The organism is Marinobacter sp. (genome assembly GCF_965229985.1).
Taxonomy (GTDB): Bacteria; Pseudomonadota; Gammaproteobacteria; order Pseudomonadales; family Oleiphilaceae; genus Marinobacter.
Genome location: NZ_OZ245935.1, coordinates 2,766,508 through 2,787,758, shown reverse-complemented (window position 1 = coordinate 2,787,758; position 21,251 = coordinate 2,766,508). Strand labels below are relative to the sequence as shown.

Here is a 21,251-nt window from a genome sequence, read left to right as displayed (position 1 = left end):
GGAGGGGCTTCCCAAAACACGCTGTGAATACGTCCCTGTACGCTCGGCTCCGCCCCTTACGCTTTTCGCTCCTGCGTCGCGCAAGGGTCCGGGGCAGGCCGTCCTTGGCCTGCCCGTGAAGCGCTGTCGCTCTTCACCCATGGCTCCGCACGGTTTTGGGAAGCCCCTCCCATACCCTGCGTCAGTCCTGGGCAGAAAACGTTGCTTTCGGTCCCTTCAGCGGCTCTTTATTCTGCGCCTGCCGCAGATAAACCGTAATCTGCTCATGCAGCGGATGATTCACGCATTTTTTCTGGATAAACGTCAGGAAGGCCGTCGCTTTTTCCCACTGGGACAAGCCGTTGGCCAGGGTCTGGGCGACCAGCAGATAGGCTGGTGCCAGCTGTTCGCTGTCCGGGAAGCGTTTGTGGAAATCCTGAAGCACTCGCAAGGCCGGTTTGAACTGGCCCCGGTGATAAAGGGCCCGGGCGCAGCGCACAGACAGGTCCGGATCCACCAGTTTGAAGCCAGGTTCTGCTTTCTGGATCGTATTCAGCACACCGGCGATGCCTTCGCCGTCGTTGCGGTCGGCTAGCCAGCCCAGAATGCGTGGATGGTAGCGGTAGAGTTCGTCGGTGTCCTGGCGGGCCGTCAGTAGCTGGTAGAGCTGGCCGATTCTCAGGGCGTTATCACGGTCCCGCTTCAAAGCTTCCTTCAACATGCTCTGCACCCGATCGTAGTTGCCGTCTTTCAGGTTCATATCGATATCGGCATCGAAGCGGGCGCTGCGGTCTCGCTGGTGGGTGTCCTGCCCGGCGGTGTCATCCTGGATGTCCGAGGCAAAACCCAGCTCTTCCTGGTACTGGAACAGCAGGTAGCCAAGCATGTGGAACAGAATCAGGGTAAAGGTACTGTTCAGGAAGCCGGCCAGGGGCTGGGCAACCCAGAACGGAAAGTGATTAACGGCAAAGTCTTGGGCCGCGCCCGAGGCGAGGGTCAGCAGGATCAGGTAGCCGTAGAGCAGGAAATAAGGGGTGCCAATTCGCGAGATCAGCACCGCCAGATTCATCGGATTCACCGCAGCACCCACAGAACGCTCCATGGCCAGAACCATGATGCTGGCCGGTAATGCCAGGATGACAAATGCCAGCGCCAGCATCATCAAAATCGGGCCGCCGAGCATGGCGGCAGCGCCAACCAGACCGCCCATCAGCACGAAGACCAGGAACTGCAGGATGACGATATCAAAGCCGCTGCCGGTAAAGGCGACGGACACGGCCGGCGGTTTCAGGTGACCTTCAGCGGTGTAGTTGATCACCGCATAGGTGTACTTGAAGAGGGCAAGCGCCAGCACTATCCAGATAAGGATGCCAATCAGATTGGCCGGGGCAACCACCGGCACCAGGGTACAGATGGCGATAACGATCAGCGGATCGGTATGGAACGGGTAGCGGAAAAAAGCGCCGAGTCGCTGCCAGAAAGGGACCACCTCGGTGGCGGCGCCCAGGTATCGCATGGCCTTGCTGCAGTGGGGGCATAGAGCCCGGCGCTGGCGGGTGTCGGCATCGGGCATGCAGCGGCTGCAATAGTGAATCTGGCACTCTCCGCAGTGCCATTTGGCGGGGTCGCCGGGATGGTAGTGGCAATCGTGTTTCACAGGTGCTTGTGTCCTGGTCCATCAGAAAATCGTTGGCTCATGATGACAGATGTCGGTTTTGAGCGCAGCAAACCAGTTAACAGGTAGACTATTGTCAGTTCCCGGGCGTATCCAACCGGGCACATTTCATTATCCGGAGGTTGCTTGGAACGCCCCCAGAACAGCGTAACCGGTATCGACACCCGTGAAACCCGGCAGCAGTACACCTGGCGGGATATCTTCGGTCTTGCGCTCAAGCACAAGCCCCGACTGGTGCGCGCCAATCTTCTGGCGATCATGGCCACCGTTATGAGTGTGCCGGTGCCCCTGCTGCTCCCGGTTCTGGTGGATGAAGTGCTGCTGGACGAGCCTGGCCCGGTGTTGCCGGTAATGGACTCGTTTTTGCCGGGGAGCTGGGAAACACCGGTGGTTTATATCGGTCTGATGGTGGTGGTAGCCTTTCTGCTCCGGGTGGCGGCACTGTCGTTCAACGTCTTGCAGTCCCGGGAGTTTTCCAAGGTTTCCAAGGATGTGGTGTTCCGAATCCGTTCCCGGTTGCTCGGGCGTTTGCAGCGGGTGGCCATGTCGGAGTATGAGACCCGGGGCTCCGGCGGGATCAGTAGCCACTTTATTACCGATCTGGATACCGTTGACCAGTTTCTGGGTACTACCATCAGTCGGTTTCTGGTGGCCAGTCTCACGGTATTCGGTACCGCCCTGGTGCTGCTCTGGGTGCACTGGCAGCTGGCCCTTCTGATTCTGCTGTTCAATCCCCTGGTTATCTTCGCCACGATTCTGATCGGCAAGCGGGTCAAGGAATTGAAGCGCCGTGAGAACAGCGCTTACGAGGAGTTCCAGGGGGACCTCACCGAAACCCTGGATGCCATTCACCAATTGCGCGCGGCCAACCGGGAAAAGCATTACCTGCGTCAGCTGATCGACCGCGCCCGCAATGTACGTGACCACGCCATACAGTTCGAATGGCGCAGCGATGCCGCCAGCCGGGCCAGCTTCGCCCTGTTCCAGTTTGGTGTTGATGCCTTCCGGGCTGCGGCCATGGTGACCGTGCTGTTCAGCGACCTGAGCATTGGCATGATGTTCGCCATTTTCGGCTATCTCTGGTTCATGCTGACGCCGGTTCAGGAAATGCTGAACATGCAGTACGCCTGGTTCGCCGCCAATGCCGCCCTGGCGCGGATTAACCGTTTGCTGGATCTGAAGGAAGAGCCCCGCTATCCGGCGCTTGAGAACCCGTTCCGCGACCGGCATACCGTGGGGCTTACACTGCGGAATATCCACTTTGCCTACGGCGAGGAGGCAGTCCTCCGGGGCATCAATCTGGAGTTGGCGCCCGGTGAGAAAGTGGCCCTGGTGGGCGCCAGTGGCGGCGGTAAATCCACGCTGATTCAGGTCATCCTGGGCATGTACACGCCCCAGCAGGGAGAAGTGCTGATTGATGGCGTGCCGGTTCAGCGTATCGGCTTGCCGTGCCTTCGCGAGCACGTGGCGACGGTGCTCCAGCACCCGGCGCTGTTTAATGATACCGTTCGCCAGAACCTGACTCTGGGGAGGGACAAGCCCGATGCCGCGCTCTGGGAGGCCCTGCGAATCGCTCAATTGGATAGCACGGTTGCGGCGATGCAAGACCAGCTTGATACCGTTATTGGCCGCCAGGGCGTCCGCCTGTCTGGCGGACAGCGTCAACGGCTGGCCATCGCCCGGATGATCCTGTCCGAACCCTCGGTGGTAATCCTCGATGAGGCCACCTCAGCGCTGGATGCGGAAACCGAGTTCCAGCTCCATCGGGACCTTGAAGCATTTCTCAAGCAGCGCACCACCCTGATCATTGCCCACCGACTCAGCGCCGTTAAACAGGCAGATCGAGCCTGTGTTTTCGAAGACGGTCGGATAATCGAAGAGGGTCATCACGACGAACTGATTGCCAGAGAGGGCCTCTACGCCCAGCTTTATGGCGAGCGCCAGATGTAATGGCGGCTCTCCGACGTTGGTCTGATATTCATCGCACTGATGCCGAACATTCATCGGCCCGCGGTTGAACTCTCGTTAATTGCTGCAATAGTTAAAGGTGACTTCACGCTGTGGAGTCCTTTCATCAGGCTATGGCCCGGTACGGAATGCTTTTCCGGGTCGATGCGTTGCTGAAAGGGCTTCGAAAGAGCCTTCCGGAACACGCGGATAACGACGAAAAGGAGGCACCACATGTCGAACGAAAGTCTCAGCAAAGACAGCCTGAATACCCTTTCCAGCCTGGAGGCTGGCGGTAAAACCTTTCACTACTACAGCCTGCCCAAGGCCGCGGATACCCTCGGAGATCTCAACCGTTTGCCATTCTCACTCAAGGTGTTGATGGAGAACCTGCTGCGCAACGAAGATGGCACCACCGTGGACAGAAGCCACATTGATGCCATGGTGCAATGGATGAAAGATCGCCACTCCGACACTGAAATCCAGTTCCGGCCTGCCCGTGTGTTGATGCAGGATTTCACCGGGGTGCCCGGCGTCGTTGACCTTGCTGCCATGCGCGAGGCGGTGAAAGCTGCCGGTAAGGATCCGGCCATGATCAACCCGCTGTCGCCGGTGGATCTGGTAATCGATCACTCGGTGATGGTCGACAAATTCGGCGACGCGTCGTCGTTCAAGGATAACGTGGCCATCGAAATGGAGCGCAACCAGGAGCGCTACGAATTCCTGCGTTGGGGTCAGCAGGCCTTCGACAACTTCCGTGTGGTGCCGCCGGGTACCGGCATATGCCACCAGGTGAACCTGGAGTATCTGGGCAAGACGGTGTGGCAGAAGGATCAGGATGGCAAGACCATCGCCTATCCGGACACCCTGGTGGGCACAGACTCCCACACCACCATGATCAACGGCCTGGGCATCCTTGGGTGGGGTGTTGGCGGTATTGAAGCGGAAGCCGCCATGCTGGGTCAGCCGGTCTCCATGCTCATCCCCGAAGTGGTGGGCTTCAAGGTTACCGGCAAGCTTCGGGAAGGCATCACCGCAACAGATCTGGTACTGACCGTCACCGAAATGCTGCGCAAGAAAGGCGTGGTGGGCAAGTTCGTGGAATTCTACGGCGACGGCCTGAAGGATATGCCAGTGGCCGACCGTGCCACCATCGCCAACATGGCGCCGGAGTACGGTGCTACCTGCGGCTTTTTCCCGGTGGATGAGCAGACCATCAAGTACATGCGCCTGACTGGCCGTGAAGAAGAGCAGCTCGAGCTTGTGGAAGCCTACGCCAAGGCCCAGGGTTTGTGGCGTGAGCCTGGCCATGAGCCGGTGTACACCGACAACCTGGAACTCGACATGGGCGAGGTTGAGGCCAGCCTTGCCGGCCCCAAACGCCCGCAGGACCGGGTTGCCCTGAAGAACATGAAGTCGTCCTTTGAGCTACTGATGGAGACGGCCGAAGGACCCGCCGAGAACCGGAAAGCCAATCTGGAGTCCGAGGGCGGCGGCACAGCCGTTGGGGCGCAGGACGCCTATTTCGAGCACCCGTCCAGCCAGCCGCTGCACATGAACGGCGAAAAGTCCCGGCTGGATCCGGGAGCGGTGGTGATCGCGGCTATTACCTCCTGCACTAACACATCCAACCCGAGCGTGATGATGGCTGCAGGGCTGATCGCCCAGAAAGCCGTGGAGAAGGGGCTGAGCACCAAGCCCTGGGTCAAGACTTCCCTGGCACCGGGTTCCAAGGTGGTCACAGATTATCTCCGGGTTGGTGGTTTCCAGGAGGATCTCGACAAACTTGGCTTCAATCTGGTGGGTTACGGTTGCACCACCTGTATCGGCAACTCCGGGCCGCTGCCCGAAGAGGTGGAGCAGGCCATTACCGATGGTGACATGACCGTCGCCTCGGTGCTCTCAGGTAACCGAAACTTTGAAGGCCGGGTGCACCCGCTGGTGAAGACCAACTGGCTGGCGTCGCCGCCCCTGGTGGTGGCCTATGCGTTGGCCGGTAACGTGCGTCTTGATCTGGAGAAAGAAGCCCTTGGCACTGACAAGGATGGCAATCCAGTGTACCTGAAGGACCTCTGGCCCAGCCAGCAGGAAATTGCCGAGGCCGTAGAGAAAGTGAAAACCGACATGTTCCGCAAGGAATACGCGGAAGTCTTCGACGGCGACGCCACCTGGAAGTCCATCAAGGTGCCGGAAAGCAAGGTGTACGAGTGGTCCGACAAGTCCACCTACATCCAGCATCCGCCATTCTTCGAAGGCCTGAAGGAAGAGCCGGATGCCATTGACGATATCAAGGACGCCAACATCCTGGCGCTGCTGGGCGACTCGGTGACCACCGACCATATCTCGCCTGCCGGCTCCTTTAAGCCGGACACCCCTGCCGGTAAGTACCTGCAGGAACACGGCGTTGAGCCGAAAGACTTCAACTCCTATGGCTCCCGCCGGGGTAACCACGAAGTGATGATGCGCGGTACCTTCGCCAACGTTCGCATCAGGAACGAGATGCTCGACGGCGTGGAAGGCGGTTACACCAAATTCGTGCCCACCGGCGATCAGATGGCCATCTACGATGCCGCCATGAAGTATCAGGAGCAGGGCACGCCGCTGGTGGTCATTGCCGGCAAGGAATACGGAACCGGCTCAAGCCGGGACTGGGCGGCCAAGGGTACTCGCTTGCTGGGCGTGAAAGCCGTGGTTGCCGAATCCTATGAGCGCATTCACCGCTCCAACCTCATCGGGATGGGCGTGATGCCACTCCAGTTCCCGGAAGGCACGGATCGCAAGAGCCTGAAACTTACCGGAGAGGAAACCATCAGCATTGAAGGCCTGTCTGGCGAGATCAAACCGGGCCAGACCCTGACGATGACGGTGAAATACAAGGATGGTTCTACAGAAAGCTGCGAGTTGAAATCGCGGATCGATACCGCGAACGAGGCCGTTTACTTCAAACATGGCGGCATCCTCCATTACGTTGTGCGGGAGATGCTGCGCACTGCCTGAGTGCATTGGGCGGCAGGGCATAGCGGCTGTCGCTATGCCCGATTCATCCGCCAGGGCAGGTTCAAGGCCAATACATTCAAGAGAGAAACGAGAGAGACCTTATGACCGATCAACCGTTTCTGACAGACGTCAAAACCCTTCGCGAAAGGGCCCGCAAACACATTGAAGAGGGGGCTCTGACCGAGGGCTATGGCGCCAACCGCGATAATGTGGTGAATATTCTGAACGAGGCGCTGGCGACCGAGATCGTCTGCACGTTGCGTTATAAGAGCCATTATTTCCGTGCCGATGGCATCAACGCCAATGTTGTTGCCCAGGAATTCCTGGAACATGCGGATCAGGAACAGCAACACGCTGACTGGCTGGCAGAGCGGATCGTGCAGCTGGGTGGCAAGCCCAACTTCTCGCCAGAAGGCCTGTTGACCAGATCACATGCGGAGTTCGTTGAGGGCGAAACGCTCCGGGACATGGTAGTTGAGGATCTGGTTGCCGAACGCATCGCGATCGACAGCTACCGTGAGATTGCCCGTTATCTCGGCGACCAGGACCCTACGTCCCGGCGGATTATTGAGGAAATCCTGGCCCAGGAAGAGGAGCACGCCGACGATATGGCCGGTCTTCTGGAAGGGCTGGATAGCTGAACCTCGCCGGCCAGTGACGAGCAAGGGCGCTGCCTGTCAGGTGGCGCCTTTATTGTCTGCGTCGGCCAGGGGCAAGCTTAGCCAGAAGCAGGCGCCTTTGCCCTCTTCGGAGTCGAAGCCGACTTCCCCTCCCATGGCATGCATCAGCTCCCGGGTGATGGCCAGACCCAAACCGGTGCCTTCCTTACTGCGTGACGATGAAGCGTTTGCCTGGGCAAACTTCTGGAATATCCTGTCCCGAAAAGTCTCCGGCACGCCGGGCCCACGATCCCTGACTTCCAGTCTTATCCGTGTTCCTGATTGCCGAATACCGACATCAACGATGTCGCCCTCCGGTGAGAACTTGATGGCATTGGACAGCAGGTTGGACAGGGCCTGTGTCAGCCGGGTGCCATCGAAACTGGCGCAGACCCCGGGATTGGCGTTGCTCAGTTGGATCTCGATGTTGTGCTGGTTTGCAAGCGGCTGGATTTCCTCCAGTGCTACCCGTACCGCGCTTTCGAGGTCCTGCACGGAGGCATCAATCGTCATATTGCCAGTGACCAGTTTCTCGATATCCAGTAGGTCATCAATCAGACGCCTGAGCTGATCGGTGTTGCGTCTGGCAATATCCAGCATTTGCGTGGTTTTCTGGGTAAGTGGCCCGGTGGCGCCGCCCAGAATCAACCCCAGAGAGCCAGAGATGGAAGTCAGTGGTGTTCGCAGTTCATGGCTCACTGTGGAAATGAACTGGTTTTTCATTTCATCAATTTTATGGCGCTCGTGCACGTCAGAGATATAGCCATGCCACAGGATACTGCCATCAGGCAGAGGTTCAGGCCGGGCGAGCCCTTCCACCCAGTGCCATCCGCCGGTCTTCCAGCGGATGCGATACTGATGCTGCCACTGCTCAAGTGACTCTGCAGAGCGCTGGATGGACTCCGCCACTCCTGCCAGATCGTCCGGATGAATCCGGTCGAACACAGGAGAGGCGTCAGCGGCTACCTCCTCCCCCGAAACCCCATAAATGTCCTGAATGCCCGGGCTGGTGTAGGGAAAGCTACTGTGCCCGTTGGGCCAGAGGCGATATTGGTAAAGCATGCCGGGGGTCTGGGTCACCAGCTTGTTTAGGGTTTCCGTATGCTGCTGCTGGTATATGGTGTCCGCGACCCAGCGTGCCAGAAGCGTGACGAACATGCGCTCGGTGGCGGTGAACGGCGTCGGTCTTGGATGCCTGGAGGAAATATTGATGGTGCCGAATATCTCGCCGTCAATCCAGATTGGGGCAGCCAGGTAGCTTTCCAGCCCGAAGACCTGGTAGCAGATATGGTTGCGATAGGCCGACTGCCCCATATGATCAATGGCCAGTACCTGTCCGGTCGCCACCATCAGAGAGCAGTAGGTGCGCTCCAGTGGAATGGTGGTGCCGTTGGTCAGGGTGTCCTGCAGGTGTGTGAAATGCCAGTGCACCGTGTAGGCGCCGCCGGTTATCCGGCTGACGATACCGGTCTCCAGTCCCAGATAGTTGCAGGCCATTTCCAGGGCTCGTGTCACCCTCTGGCTGGCGTCTCCTTGGGTATCCAGGGCAATTTCAGTAAGAATATTCAGGGCCCGGTTGCGTTCATCATAAAAATTCCCGAGCTCCCCCAGTCCGAACTCCCGCTCAACCAGGTCCGCGAGATCCCGTAAGGTGGCTTTGTCTTCGTCGGAGAACGACCGGGGTTTGCGATCAATCACACAGAGAGTGCCAACACGATGGCCGTGGCGGTCGTGAAGCGGCGCGCCGGCGTAGAAACGGATGTTGGGCTCGCCGGTTACCAGAGGATTGTCCACAAATCGCTCATCGTTCAGGGCATTCTCGATGACGAGGGGCTCTTCCCGCAGAATGGCATGGCCGCAGAAGGAAATATCCCTGGCTGTTTCCGGAGCTTCCAGTCCGTGCCTTGATTTGAACCACTGTCGGTTGCTGTCAATCAGCGAAACCAGCGCAATCGGAATATCGAAGGTGCGGGCGGCAAGACGGGTGAGCCGGTCAAATCGTTCTTCTGGCGGCAAGACGGGTGAGCCGGTCAAATCGTTCTTCTGGCGGTGTATCCAGAAGCTTCAGCTCGTCCAGGGCACATAGCCGATGGGTTTCATCCGGTGGCAGATCAGGGGGTTTCATGGCGCTCTCCAGTTTCCGGCACTTCGGTATCCGCAGCGGGCAATTCCACCCAGAAATGGGCACCGTTATCATAATAATAGCCGACCTCGCCTCCCATCAGTGTTGCAAGCTCCCGGGTGATGGCCAGGCCCAGACCGGTACCTGCCCTGGCCCGGGTTGAGCCGGACTCCGCCTGGGCAAAACGCTGGAAAAGCCGGGGCAAAAAATCTTCCGGAACGCCCTTGCCCTGATCCGACACGATAACCCTCACCCGGCCAGGTGCCGCGGCGTCGGATCGGATCCTGACGGTACCTTCCAGGGGAGAGAACTTGATGGCATTGCTGAGAAAGTTATCGAGGATTTGCCGCAGACGCAGCGGGTCGGCGATCACAAGTTGTGATTTGCACGGCTCAGGATTCAGAGGTATCCGGTAATGTCTGGCCATGGCACCGTTACCATCGCAAGCATCCTCAATGGCCGAGTTGACCTCGATGATTTCAGGGTGGATCGGCATCTGTCCGGCCAGAGCCTTGTTGAAGTCGAGCAGATCGGAAATCAGCCTTTGCAGTTGCTCGCTGTTGCGAAGTGCCACATCCACCATGGTTCGGGCTTTGAGCGGTAAATTGCCGGCGGCGCCGGAATTGAGAAGCTTCAGGGAACCATTTATGGAGGTCAGTGGGGTGCGCAGTTCATGGCTTACAGTGGAAACAAACTGGTCCTTCAGTACATCCAGGGCTTCCCGCTCCTCCATTAGCTGATTGAAGGCGCAGGCGACACTTCGGATTTCTGGTGGCCCGGCCGGTTGAAGCCGGGCAGAGATGAAACCATCCCGGCTCATGGCGCGGATTCTGGACGACATTTTCTCCAGCGGCCGGGTCGCAGCGCGGGCCAGTATCCAGGCACTTACTGCCAGGATCAGCATGGCAACGATGCTGATGCCAAGGAACTTCCGGAATGATGCCCACGCCGGCTGCGTTGCCTGCTCGTAAGGCACAGCCCGAAGGAACATCCAGCCTACGCGCTCCAGGTGACGGGTGGCATAGATCCATTTTTTGCCTGCCAGATCGGTTACGACCCCGGAGGTGACGCCGGACAGGGCGGCGTCGATGATCAGGTTTTCACCGGGTTCCGGAAGGTCCGGCATGGTATTGATGCCAGACAGGGCATCAACCTGGATGAAATGGTCGGTATCGAGAACCTTGAAAACCATATCCGTACGGTTCGCCTCCTGCGTTGGAATGATGCTGGCTTCGGCAAGATTGAGGATGCCGCCGGCAAAACCCAGAAGATCGCCATCATCACTTTCAATGGGGGCCAGGAACGATAGCAGCGGGAGACCGGTGGTCCGGCCAATGATCGGCCGGCTGATAACAGGCTCCCGCAATGCAAATGCGTCCCGGAAGTGCTGCCGGTCTGCGTAGGAGGTGCCGAGGCGGCCGGGAACATGCAAGGTCTCGGCGATGGCAACGCCGTCTTCATCGAATACTACGAGGCCCTCCCGAAAGTAGGCCTCCAGGGTCGGTTGCCGGCCCATAAGATTCTTGAGCCGTGCAAGTGGGAGTCGGTTTTCACCGTCCGTCAGCAGTGCGGCAAATGCCCCCAGAGCCTGCAGCCGAACCTGCAGGTCCTGGTTCACGCGATTGGCGCTGGTTTCGGTTTCGAGCAACTGGCGCTGGGTCAATACGTTTTCGAAGTCGCGCACCAGCTCGTTGTAAGCGATCGCCAACAAGACAGCGACCGTAATAATGCTGCTGAAGATGGCAATCAGCGCTACTCGACTGCCGAGGGACAGATTTCGCAATATACTTCCTTAAGGTTATGGCCGGCCGACCTTAAACATGGTTTTATTGAGGCGAGAATAGTGGATTTTGCAAGGGCGGCAAATCACATTCATCGGGAGACTTGATTTGGCTTCGCAGGAAAATGGCGATGTCTCGGAAAAGCTGGCTGCGCTGAGGCAGAAATTCCTTGTTCGCGCCAGCGAGGATATTCAGGTTCTGCGTGCCTACGCGGAGCAGACCCGCCGCGGTGAACTCTCTGCGGAGGGGCTTATCCAGTGTTACCAGCAGCTGCATCGGCTTGCCGGTTCCGCCGGTACCTTTGGTTTGCCAGAGCTGGGTGTTGCGGCCCGGGCCCTGGAAAAAAAGCTGAAGAGCCAGGCTGAAGAGCTTACAGAGACCGAAAACAACCACAGCCAGACCATTGATGTGAATGACGGCTTTGCCGACGGGGTTGATGCCCTGGCAAAACTGGTCGAAGTGAAAAGCGAAATCAGTGGCCAGACCCGGGCCGCCATTTCAAGGGCTGACATATTTGAGGGCAGTCACGGTATGCAGGTGAGCGTGATTGTCATGGACAGCGGCTGCGAGGGACTGGCGTCGCTCAGTGCCGAGATGGCCCGGTATGGTTTCAACTGTCAGACCGTTGACCAGAGGGTCTCGGCGTCAGTACAGGAGGTGCTGGCTGACACTCCAGGTGCTGCCGCCATACTATGTCGCGACGCAGCGGTGGCGGATGTCATGTTGCTCCGTAACCAGGCCACGGCAAAAGGGCTCCACAGGCGGTTGCCGGTCATATGCATCGGTCGTGATGGTTCGTTCAACAACAAGTACCACCTGGCAAAGCTTGGCGCGTTCGCATTCTTCCAGGAACCCGTGGATATCCCCGAACTTGCCGAACGCATAGAATCTCTGGCCATTGAGCGAAGCGCCAGTGTTCAGGGCCGGGTGTTGATCGTTGAGGATGACACCGAACTGGCAGAACACTATTGCCTGGTCCTTCAGTCGGCGGGAATCGAGGCGCGGACTGTGTCGGACCCTCTGGATCTCATGCCTACGCTGTCATCCTTTCAGCCGGATATCGTCCTGATGGATGTCCAGATCGGTGATTACTCCGGGGTCACCCTGGCGCGGCTGATCAGGTTCGAGCCGCGCTGGCTCAGTCTGCCGATCATCTACCTTTCGTCCGAGGATGATCCGGACAACCAGCTGGAGGCACTGTCCAAGGGGGCGGATGAATTTCTGATGAAGCCTGTCTCTGATGATTACCTGGTTCGCTCGGTCAGGATCCGGTGCTACCGGGCCCGGCAATTGTCGGAACTCATGAATCGGGACAGCCTGACTGGTCTGCTCAAACATTCACTGATCAAGCAGGAAGTGGAAAAAGAGCTGGCCCGATGCCGCCGGGACGGCCACCCGTCCAGTCTGGTTATGCTGGATCTGGATCATTTCAAACAGATCAACGACACCTGGGGCCACCGGTACGGTGATATTGTCATTCGCACTCTCGCCAACCTGCTGCGAAACCGGTTGCGGGAGACCGACATGATTGGGCGATATGGTGGTGAAGAATTTCTCGTAGTCTTGCCGCACTGTGAAGTTACCGCAGCAGCGGAGCTTGTTCGGCGGATCGGCGAAAGCTTTGCGGAGCTGGAGTTCTCGGCTGGTGAAGGCAGTTTCCAGGTTACGCTCAGTGCTGGTGTGGCCGCCATAAACGATTTTGCCAACGGGGATGACGCCCTCGAGGCCGCTGACCAGGCACTCTACCAACGCAAGCGCAGTGGCCGGAACGGCGTCACCGTGCACTCTCTCCAATAGTCTTGCCCATGCATGCCAGAGGTGATTTCTTGAACGCATTGATACTTGAAGATGATGATCTCATTTCCGAGCTGCTGGAAACTGTGGTGGCCGGTCTGTATCCCGGTGTCAGTGTGACTGTAGTCGCAACTCTTTTTGAGGCGGCTCAACGAGTGGCAAAAGACCGTTTTGATCTGGTTATTGCAGACTGGAATCTGCCGGACGGGTCAGGGCTGGATCTGGTCAAAAAGGTTCGCAGTTCGGACCGCGAGGTGCCGGTGGTCATGGTGTCAGGTCGCTCTGACCGGGAGTCGGTGCTTCAGGCAGCCCATTACGGTATTGACGGTTACATTACCAAACCTTTCAATGTCCAGCTTCTGCATGAACGCCTCTCCAGACTGCTGAAGATCGAGTCCCGGGAGCCGGCGGTGGTTGCTGAACTGCTGGAAAATTCCCTGGAACAGCTGATTCAGCTGCCGTCCGATGTGGATCCGCAGGAAATTCTCGAGTTAATCAGCCGGCAGGACGAGTTGTCGCCGGCGCAGCTTGCGGAGCGGTGGCGGGAGGAAACCAGTCTGACTGCTCGCCTGATGGATGTTGCAAACAGCAGTTCGTTCCGGCGCTCCGGCAAGCCGGTGGAGACCCTCAGAGACGCCATAGCGTCGCTTGGTGTGGCCATGGCTCTCAATCAGGCTCTGGCATTGTCTCTGGATGTGTCCAACAAGCTTCAGCACGAGTCACTCAGGGAACTGGCGAGACAACATCATGAAATGGCCCTGCAGGTGGCCAAGGAGGCCCAGCGGTTGGCTATCCGGCTGAAAAAGCAGCCAGTCGTTTTTCAGCAGGCCGGGCTGCTCAGTCGTTTGGGAGAACTGGCAGTCCTCAAGGTGCTTAACCAGCACATTGCGGCGGGAGGCTCCCTGGCGGACAGCGAAGCGCAGCAGGCCCTGAATCAATGGTCACAACCCTATGGCAATCGTCTGAAGGTCCAGTGGCGGCTGCCACTCGGTCTGCGTGAGCTGATCGGTGCTGTGCACTTTATCCCGAGCGATTGCACGCGGGACGACCGGTTGATTATGCGGGCGGCTGCCATGATGGCTGCTGATGAGAAGGCTACGGGAGAGTGCCAGAAGCTGCTTCGGCGTATTGGTCTGGAAACCGAAAACCAGTTACAGGAGTAGGGCCGTGGTGCCTAAAAAGGAAAGTGTGCCTCAGCGGGTCATGTATGTGGAGGACGACCCTGATATCCGGGCGATCGCTGAAATCGCGCTGCAGGACGTGGGCGGTTTTACGGCCCGGCTCTGCGAATCCGGGGCACAGGCGCTGGATGTAGCCCCGGCCTTTGGCCCGGAACTGGTGCTGCTTGATGTCATGATGCCCGGCATGGACGGGCCTGAAACTTTGCGGGCACTCAGGGAACTGCCGGGCATGGCGCAAGTGCCGGTCATTTTCATGACGGCAAGACTGCAGCGCTCCGAGATTGATGAGTACCGGGCCTTGGGTGCCGCGGGTGTGATTCCAAAACCTTTTGACCCCATGACGCTCGCAGAGCAGATTTCAGAGATTCTGGCCAGGGCCCGAATGGAACCATGAACGGTTTCTGGCTCGCTTCGAACAGATGCGGACGGGCGCAATTTCCGGTAGTCTGGCCAGCCTTAGCCCTGTTTTGATTGATGAGGTACCCATGTCATCCTCCCCGTCCCGGGACGAACTGAAAGCCAAACTGAATCTCGAGACTTCCCGCATCCGCTGGCATGAACTGCAGACTTATTTTGCCCGGGGGCAGGTGGTCAGGGTGGCGCCGGAGCTTGATCTGCTGGACGTGGCCACCGAGTTGGCAGCGGACAACAAACCTCGTTTCGAACAGTGGATGCAGGACGGCCGGGTTGGCGAAGTTGCGCCGGATACAGCGCAAGACTGGTACGACTGCAACGCGGAGCTCTGGGCGGTGGTCATCGCGCCCTGGGTCCTGGTTCAGGACAGGTCTGGCAATGTTCTGCACTGACACCCCGACGTTATGAAGCTTCACTATTTTCACGGCCGCAGCCCGCTTCGGGACCTTGTGATGGTGAAGAAGGGCCAGCGGATTGAACTGCATATCAGGCCTGTCGGCGATGGCCGCTGGGGGCTGGTGGCTCTGTCTGGCCCGGACCAGGGACGACCGGATGGCCAGTTCTGTCGAGGCCCCTGGTCAACCCAGGCCCGTGCCGAATCCGTTCTCAGAAGTGTTGCCGGCACCATGATGGGAAAGGGGTATGAGCCCTGTCCAGCCGATTATGTCGTCTGGTCCGTGACTGCCCAGCGCCTTGCCCGAACCATCGGAACTCCTGAGGATGCCCCAGTCGGGCCTGAATCCGACCCCGACCAGTTCAAGCCCCTGACCTGATAACCTCCCTTTCTGTTTTTTTGAGGACACCATGCTGACCGGAGCCCTGCTCATTCTTGCTCCCCTGTTCTTGGGATTTGCTATCGCCCTGGAGAATCGAAGGGCCATGACTGTAATCCATTACACCGTCGAGGGCCTGGTCTACTTCATACTGCTGCTGCTCGGCCTGGGGCTTGGCCAGATGGAGGGGCTGGCGGCGCAACTGGGTGGCATGGCGGCCCAGGTAATCGCACTGGTATTGGTGCTTTTTGTCGCCAACATGTTCGGGCTATGGCTGTTTCACCGCTGGCAGCCAATGTCGGTTGAGCGGGTTGAAGGTAGTGTCAGCCCTGGCTACCGCAGGCTTTTCCTTGCCGGCCTGAAGCCGTTGGTGGCAGTGATCGCCGGACTGCTTGCCGGATACTACCTGTTGCCGGACATGCCCATGGCGGAACAGCTGGCCACCTGGGCACTGATGTTTCTGCTGTTCCTCATAGGTCTCCAGTTGCGTAATGCCGGCCTGTCGTTGCGCAAGCTGCTGATGAATCGTCAGGGTCTGGGGATCGCACTGGCTCTGACGCTCAGTTCCCTGGTGGCCGGGGCGCTGCTGATACCTTGGCTTGGACTGCCCTGGCACGATGCCCTGGCAGTGGCCTCCGGGTTTGGCTGGTATTCGCTGTCCGGTATTGTTATTGGCGAAGCCCTCGGGCCTGCCTGGGGCGGGGTTGCCTTCCTCAACGATGTGCTCAGGGAGATCGTTGCATTGGCCATTATTCCCCTGCTCATCGCCAGTCGACCGGCAATGGCCATTGGTTACGGTGGTGCTACCGCCATGGACTTCACGCTGCCGGTTATCCGCAGCAGTGGTGGGCTGCCCTGTGTACCGGTGGCCATCGCCTCCGGTTTCCTGTTGTCTTTCCTGTCACCGGTTTTGATGGGGGTGTTCCTGTCTTTGGGATAAATTGACGCGGTGCAATGCATGCTGCGGTTTTACGGGTAGTATGTGAAACAGTAAACTAACGTTTATTGACAATTGTTAATGTCCAAGCCCGGTCCGGATCCTGATGCAGCGCCGTGAATTTCTTGGTTTTTCGATAGCAGCCGGACTGTCCGCGGCGGGATTGCCGGGTTGCAGCAGTTCCGGCCCTCTGAGATTCGGCATTCACCCCTGGATTGGCTACGAACCGCTCTATCTCGCTGACGATTTCAACTGGCTGCCGGAGACGGTTGCGCTGAGGCCGGGCACTTCTGCAACCGACTCCATGGAAGGCCTTCTGGCCGGCGCGCTTGACGGCGCGGCGCTCACTCTGGACGAAACCATACGGATCTGGTCCAGGGGGTTAGAGCTGGTGGTGGTAGCTGTGGCCGATGTATCAGCCGGCGCCGATGTGCTCATGGTCAAGCCTGCCATCGATGAGCTGGCAGCATTGAGGGGGCAGCGAATTGCGGTGGAGCTGAATGGTGTCTCGGGCATTATGTTGTTAAAGATACTCGAGGTGGCAGGCCTTGGCCCGAATGACGTCACCAAGGTGGATTTGCCGGTTAGCCAGCATGCGGATGCCTGGTCCCGGGGGGAGGTGGATGCTTCGGTATGCTACGAGCCAACGGCTTCCATGATTGAGAGCTTGGGTGGAGTCCGGCTTTTTGACAGCAGTGATATTCCGGAAACCATTTTTGATGTCCTGGTTGTGACCCGCGAGACCGCAAAAAAGAATAGCAGCTCGGTTCGTGATCTGGTGAGAGCCCACTTTGCCGGTTTGCAGCACCTGGTAAGGAACATGCACGACTCCGTTTACCGGGTCGCCGACCGTCAGGGAATAGCACCTGATGAGGTCCGCTCAGCGCTTGCCACAGTTATGCTGCCGGACCTGGCCGCAAACCAGCGTTACCTCAGGGCAGCCGGTCCCATTGAAACGATTGCCGGCTCGCTTTCCCGCCTGATGCTTGCCGAGGGAATGATTGATCGGAACCCGAGCATCCAGCGTTTGTCAGATCCTTTGTTTCTGCCAGCGAGGGTCCCTTGAACGTCCGGCGCTTTGTTATCAGTGTGTTGCTGCTGATTGCCACGGAATTGATGGCGATTGCAGAAGTCAATGCTGATGAGACGCTGACCTTGGGCGTATTTGCCTACCGGCCAGACCATGTGCTTCAGGAACGCTACCAGCCTCTGGCCGACTATCTGTCCCGGGAAACCGGGATCCGTATAAGGCTGGAGGTCCTCAACCAGGAGAACATGAGTCGGGCAATTGCCGCCAACCGGCTGGACCTTTTTCTCACCAACCCCAGTCATTTTCTGTTGATTCGGAGCGAGCGAAGTCTGACCGGTGTGCTGGCTACTCTGGTCAGACGGTCCCGCGAATCCTCGACCGCGAGTCTTGGTGGCGTGATTTTTACCAGGGCAGGGCGTAACGACATTGAGCATCTTGCCGATCTCCGTGACAAGACGATAGCCTCGCCCGGCGTTCATTTCCTGGGTGGCTACCAGACCCAGGTTCTGGAACTTCTGGACGCCGGCATTGATATCCGGCGAGTGAACCTGATTCGCTTTCTGGGCACTCATGACCGGGTTGTTCGCTCAGTACTGTCCGGTGATGCCGATGTGGGTTTCATCCGCACCAGCATTCTGGAACAGCTGGCGCAGACGGACCCAGATCTGTTCACCAGGGTGAAGGTTCTGAACCGTCAGCGGCTGGCTGGTTTCCCTTATGTTGTTTCAACACGTCTTTATCCGGAATGGCCCCTGGTGGCGTTGCCTCATGTAAACGAAAGGTCTGTGCGAAAGATCGCTTCGGCGCTTTTTGCCATCGAACCGGAAGATGATGTTGCGCTGGCGATTGGCATTGCCGGCTTTTCGCCGCCCGCGGATTATCAGTCCGTGGAGTATCTGGCGCGGACGCTGCGTGTTCCGCCTTATGATCAGGTGCCCCAACTGACCTGGGTCGATGCTTTGCACCAGTATCGGCTCTGGGTTTTTACCATTCTGGTCCTGGTTATGCTGCTGGTTGCATCCTCTCTATGGCTGGGCCGGAGCAAAAGGCAGCTGGCCTCGGAACAGAGACGTCTGCGACAGCTGATTCGGAGTTGGCCGCAAGCGGCATTACTGATCCAGGGCGGCGTATTCAGCGATACTAACCGGGCCTCTGTGGATCTGCTCAGGTACAGCTCCAGTGAATCGTTGATTGGCAAGGATCTGGCGGTTTTTTCGCCGGAATACCAGCCGGATGGTGAGATCTCCCGACAGAAACTGGCGTCCATGCTGGCCCGGGTATCCGAAGGTCAGGTCGAGCAATGCGAGTGGGTACTGAACCGCTCTGACGGTACCGAAGTCTGGGTTGAGCTTACCATGGCCCCTGTGCACACCGAGGATGAGCCGGAAGCGCTTATTCTGTGCTCACTGTACGACATCACCCGGCGGAAACGGGCAGAACAGCGCCAGCGTCTGGCAGCGAGCGTATTCGAATATGCCCGCGAGGCCATTTTCATTACCGATAATCACGGTATCGTGATTGATGCCAACGACGCGTACCTGGCCATTACTGGTCGGCCACGCAATCGGGCCATTGGGCGTCTGCCCCCCTTGCCAGTGGATGAGGGCACCGGCATCTTCGCCAGTGCCCGCGCCCAGGGATTCTGGTCAGGTGAGTTCGCAAGTCGAAGAAATGACGGCGAGCCCATTGCTTTGGCAGTAACCCTCAGCAGTGTTCGTGGCGATCATGGTGAAGTCTCGCACTTTGTCGGAATTTTCAGCGATATCAGCCGGCTCAAGGAGCAGGAAAGAAAGCTCCGGATTATGGCTCACTACGATGCCCTGACGGGAATGCCGAACCGGGTCCTGTTTGCTGATCGACTCCAGCAGGCCATGGCCCTGACCCGGCGACAGAGTGGCAAACTGGCGGTGGTTTACATTGATCTGGACGAATTCAAGCCGGTAAACGATGCCTTCGGCCATGAGGCGGGCGACCAGTTGCTGGTCGAGATTGCAACCCGAATGCGTGCAGAACTCCGGGAAGAGGACACTCTGGCGCGGCTGGGCGGAGATGAGTTCGCGGCTATCGTCATGAACGTTCAGGATGACGCATCCCTGGAAAGCCTGTTGGTGCGTCTGTTGGCCCGGGTGGCAGAGCCGGTCTGGGTCGCCGATCACAGCGTCGAGGTCTCAGCGAGTATTGGCTATACGCTGTTCCCGCAAACCGGGGATCTGGATGGAGATCAGCTGCTGCGGCAGGCGGACCAGGCCATGTATCAGGCCAAGCACCGGGGCCGTAACCGCTATGTCCGGTTCGTTGAGCCTTCTGCCTGAATCTCTCCATTGAGCAGCTCTGAAGAGGAGCGCCAATCCAGGGATTTACTCCATTGATCACAGAGTCTGCGAACTGAACTCAGATCATCCAGGGTTCGTTCCCCCACAAGTGCTGGGAGTTCCCGGGTGACAATCATGGACAGCACTCGGGATTTGAGAATGTGGTAGACCTTCTCGGTTTCCCCAAAGGTTTCCGGTAAGCGTGCTTCAGATGCCACCAGATCACGCAGTAAATCGGTGTAAGCGTCCATTTCTGTTTTCAACGATGCCAATTGTGCGAGTTTTCCGGCCTGCCGGAACTTCAGAAGTGCCGGGGCCAGGCCCGTTGCTTCGGCCAGGTATCGGCAGGTTCGAATGGACAGGGTCAGAGTATCTACCGTGGCGGGCAACATTTTCTCGGCCCGAAGGCGGGAGATGTACTCCGTTATTGCGCTATTGAGGCTCAGGGCTGCTTCCGACCTGGCGCGAATCTGCTCCGGCATCAGCTCCTCTCGGTCAAGACATACCCGCAGGAGACCGCGGGTCAAACCGAACAGCCGCTTCATTTCCTGATCAACCGCGCCAACGGCCAGCTCCGGCGTGTTGATCAGCGTATCATCCAGGTAACGGGGCTCGGCGTTATCCTCCTCTTTGCTGCGGAACATACGGGCAAGGATTTTTGCGAACGGCTTCAACAGCGGCAGCATAATGGCGGCGCCAAGCAGATTGAAAAGCGTGTGGAATAGGGCCAGTGACATGGCGGCGTTGGTGTCGAGATCCAGCCAGTCTGTTACCGAGGCAACGAGCCAGAGCATCAACGGAAGTATCAGTATGGCAATGGCGCCGGTGACCAGATTGAAGATGACGTGGCCCAGGGCGAGACGCCTGGCATTTGCCGTTGCCTTGAGCACCGCGATAGCCGCTGTGGATGTGGTTCCAAGGTTGGCGCCGATCACCGCTCCCGCAGCATCCTGAAGGGAGAGAAGGTTGCTGGCGGCGGCACTGAGGATGATGGCCAGGGCAGCGCTGGACGACTGTGTCAGAACGGTCGCCAGAAACCCGAACAGAACGAATAACGGCAGTACCAGCCCCTGCCCGAGGAAGTCGGAGCTATCAAGCCCGACAGTCAGCTGGCCCAAGGAATCCTTCAGCACCGAGAGACCCAGGAAGAACAGTGCAAAGCCCGCCAATGCCTCCCCCAGAGATTGGTTTCTCTGGCCCCGGCTCAGTAGTTTCATGGCCACGCCTACTGCCAGAAGAGGCATGGCGAAGGCCTCGATCTTGAAGCCGAAACCGACAAGGCTCACCAGCCAGCCGGTCATGGTGGTGCCGACGTTTGCGCCAAAAACCACACCCAGTGAATGGCCCAGGCTAAGCAAACCGGCATTTATAAAACCGATGGTGGCAACCGTCACGGCACTGGAGGACTGCACGATGCCAGTAATCAGAACACCGGCGCAGAACCCCCTGAGGGGTGTGCGGGTCCAGTGACCGAGCATATGGCGCAATTGATGGCCCGCGGCGCTTTTCAGTCCGTTGGTCATCATTTCCATGGCCAGCAGAAACAGGGCCAGGCCGCCAAGAATCTGGAAAATAGTTGCAGTCATGTTGGTTCTTTTTGGTCGAAGCCCGCTTTCTCTGAGCTTAGCAGAGCCCGTGGCTAGCGGAGGT

16 protein-coding genes are annotated in these 21,251 nt (G+C 58.4%); 11 read left to right on the top strand and 5 right to left on the bottom strand.

Translation table 11 applies throughout. From position 1 onward, the window contains the following. Positions 1–181 precede the first annotated feature (181 nt). Positions 182–1,636, bottom strand: a complete 1,455-nt coding sequence (locus ACO06L_RS12785) for a hypothetical protein (RefSeq protein ID WP_202346106.1) — start codon at positions 1,634–1,636, stop codon at positions 182–184. A gap of 144 nt (positions 1,637–1,780) precedes the next feature. Between ACO06L_RS12785 and ACO06L_RS12780 the strand changes: the two genes are divergently transcribed. From ACO06L_RS12780 to ACO06L_RS12770, 3 genes are all read left to right on the top strand, one after another. Next, on the top strand, positions 1,781–3,604 hold the full coding sequence (locus tag ACO06L_RS12780) for an ABC transporter ATP-binding protein (RefSeq protein WP_064229670.1): 1,824 nt from the start codon (positions 1,781–1,783) through the stop codon (positions 3,602–3,604). A 231-nt stretch (positions 3,605–3,835) separates the two neighbouring features. Then, positions 3,836–6,598, top strand: a complete 2,763-nt coding sequence (gene acnA, locus ACO06L_RS12775) for an aconitate hydratase AcnA (protein WP_202346105.1) — start codon at positions 3,836–3,838, stop codon at positions 6,596–6,598. A 101-nt stretch (positions 6,599–6,699) separates the two neighbouring features. Next, positions 6,700–7,239: a ferritin-like domain-containing protein gene (locus ACO06L_RS12770; RefSeq protein WP_064229672.1), complete on the top strand. Its 540-nt coding sequence runs from the start codon at positions 6,700–6,702 to the stop codon at positions 7,237–7,239. Between the two features lie 36 nt (positions 7,240–7,275). Here ACO06L_RS12770 and ACO06L_RS12765 read toward each other — a convergent pair whose 3' ends face one another. The 3 genes from ACO06L_RS12765 to ACO06L_RS12755 are packed head-to-tail and all read right to left on the bottom strand — an operon-like array spanning position 7,276 to position 11,162. Continuing rightward, entirely contained in the window at positions 7,276–9,291 is a 2,016-nt protein-coding gene (locus ACO06L_RS12765; RefSeq protein WP_421845776.1) for a GAF domain-containing protein, read from the bottom strand. Beyond that, positions 9,251–9,382, bottom strand: a complete 132-nt coding sequence (locus ACO06L_RS12760; RefSeq protein ID WP_421845774.1) for a hypothetical protein — start codon at positions 9,380–9,382, stop codon at positions 9,251–9,253. Before ACO06L_RS12760 ends, ACO06L_RS12765 begins: the two co-directional genes overlap by 41 nt. Continuing rightward, positions 9,369–11,162 carry a sensor histidine kinase gene (locus tag ACO06L_RS12755; RefSeq protein WP_202346103.1) on the bottom strand — a complete coding sequence of 598 codons (1,794 nt, stop codon included), beginning with the start codon at positions 11,160–11,162 and terminating at the stop codon, positions 9,369–9,371. Before ACO06L_RS12755 ends, ACO06L_RS12760 begins: the two co-directional genes overlap by 14 nt. Positions 11,163–11,268: 106 nt before the next feature. On the opposite strand from ACO06L_RS12755, the gene ACO06L_RS12750 reads away from it, so the two are divergent. The 8 genes from ACO06L_RS12750 to ACO06L_RS12715 all read left to right on the top strand — a co-directional run bounded on the left by ACO06L_RS12750 (position 11,269) and on the right by ACO06L_RS12715 (position 19,601). Beyond that, positions 11,269–12,957, top strand: coding sequence for a diguanylate cyclase (locus ACO06L_RS12750; protein ID WP_202346102.1), 1,689 nt, complete (start codon positions 11,269–11,271; stop codon positions 12,955–12,957). 29 nt (positions 12,958–12,986) lie between these two features. After that, entirely contained in the window at positions 12,987–14,117 is a 1,131-nt protein-coding gene (locus ACO06L_RS12745; RefSeq protein ID WP_064230105.1) for a response regulator, read from the top strand. Positions 14,118–14,157: 40 nt separating this feature from the next. After that, a complete protein-coding gene (locus ACO06L_RS12740; protein ID WP_064230106.1) occupies positions 14,158–14,529 on the top strand; it encodes a response regulator in 372 nt (123 codons plus the stop codon). A 91-nt stretch (positions 14,530–14,620) separates the two neighbouring features. Then, positions 14,621–14,941: a DUF2288 domain-containing protein gene (locus ACO06L_RS12735; protein WP_202346100.1), complete on the top strand. Its 321-nt coding sequence runs from the start codon at positions 14,621–14,623 to the stop codon at positions 14,939–14,941. A gap of 12 nt (positions 14,942–14,953) precedes the next feature. Beyond that, the gene (locus ACO06L_RS12730) at positions 14,954–15,322 is read left to right on the top strand and encodes a hypothetical protein (protein WP_064229676.1); all 369 of its coding nucleotides are present in this window, start codon (positions 14,954–14,956) and stop codon (positions 15,320–15,322) included. 31 nt (positions 15,323–15,353) lie between these two features. Then, on the top strand, positions 15,354–16,262 hold the full coding sequence (locus tag ACO06L_RS12725) for a lysine exporter LysO family protein (protein ID WP_202346099.1): 909 nt from the start codon (positions 15,354–15,356) through the stop codon (positions 16,260–16,262). A gap of 103 nt (positions 16,263–16,365) precedes the next feature. Beyond that, complete coding sequence (locus ACO06L_RS12720; protein ID WP_202346098.1) at positions 16,366–17,325, top strand: ABC transporter substrate-binding protein; 960 nt, start codon at positions 16,366–16,368, stop codon at positions 17,323–17,325. Further along, positions 17,322–19,601: a diguanylate cyclase domain-containing protein gene (locus tag ACO06L_RS12715; protein ID WP_202346097.1), complete on the top strand. Its 2,280-nt coding sequence runs from the start codon at positions 17,322–17,324 to the stop codon at positions 19,599–19,601. The genes ACO06L_RS12720 and ACO06L_RS12715 overlap by 4 nt, the downstream gene beginning before the upstream one ends. On the opposite strand, the gene ACO06L_RS12710 is transcribed toward ACO06L_RS12715, so the two are convergent. After that, positions 19,571–21,187 carry a Na/Pi cotransporter family protein gene (locus tag ACO06L_RS12710; RefSeq protein WP_202346096.1) on the bottom strand — a complete coding sequence of 539 codons (1,617 nt, stop codon included), beginning with the start codon at positions 21,185–21,187 and terminating at the stop codon, positions 19,571–19,573. The genes ACO06L_RS12715 and ACO06L_RS12710 overlap by 31 nt on opposite strands. Positions 21,188–21,251: the final 64 nt, after the last annotated feature.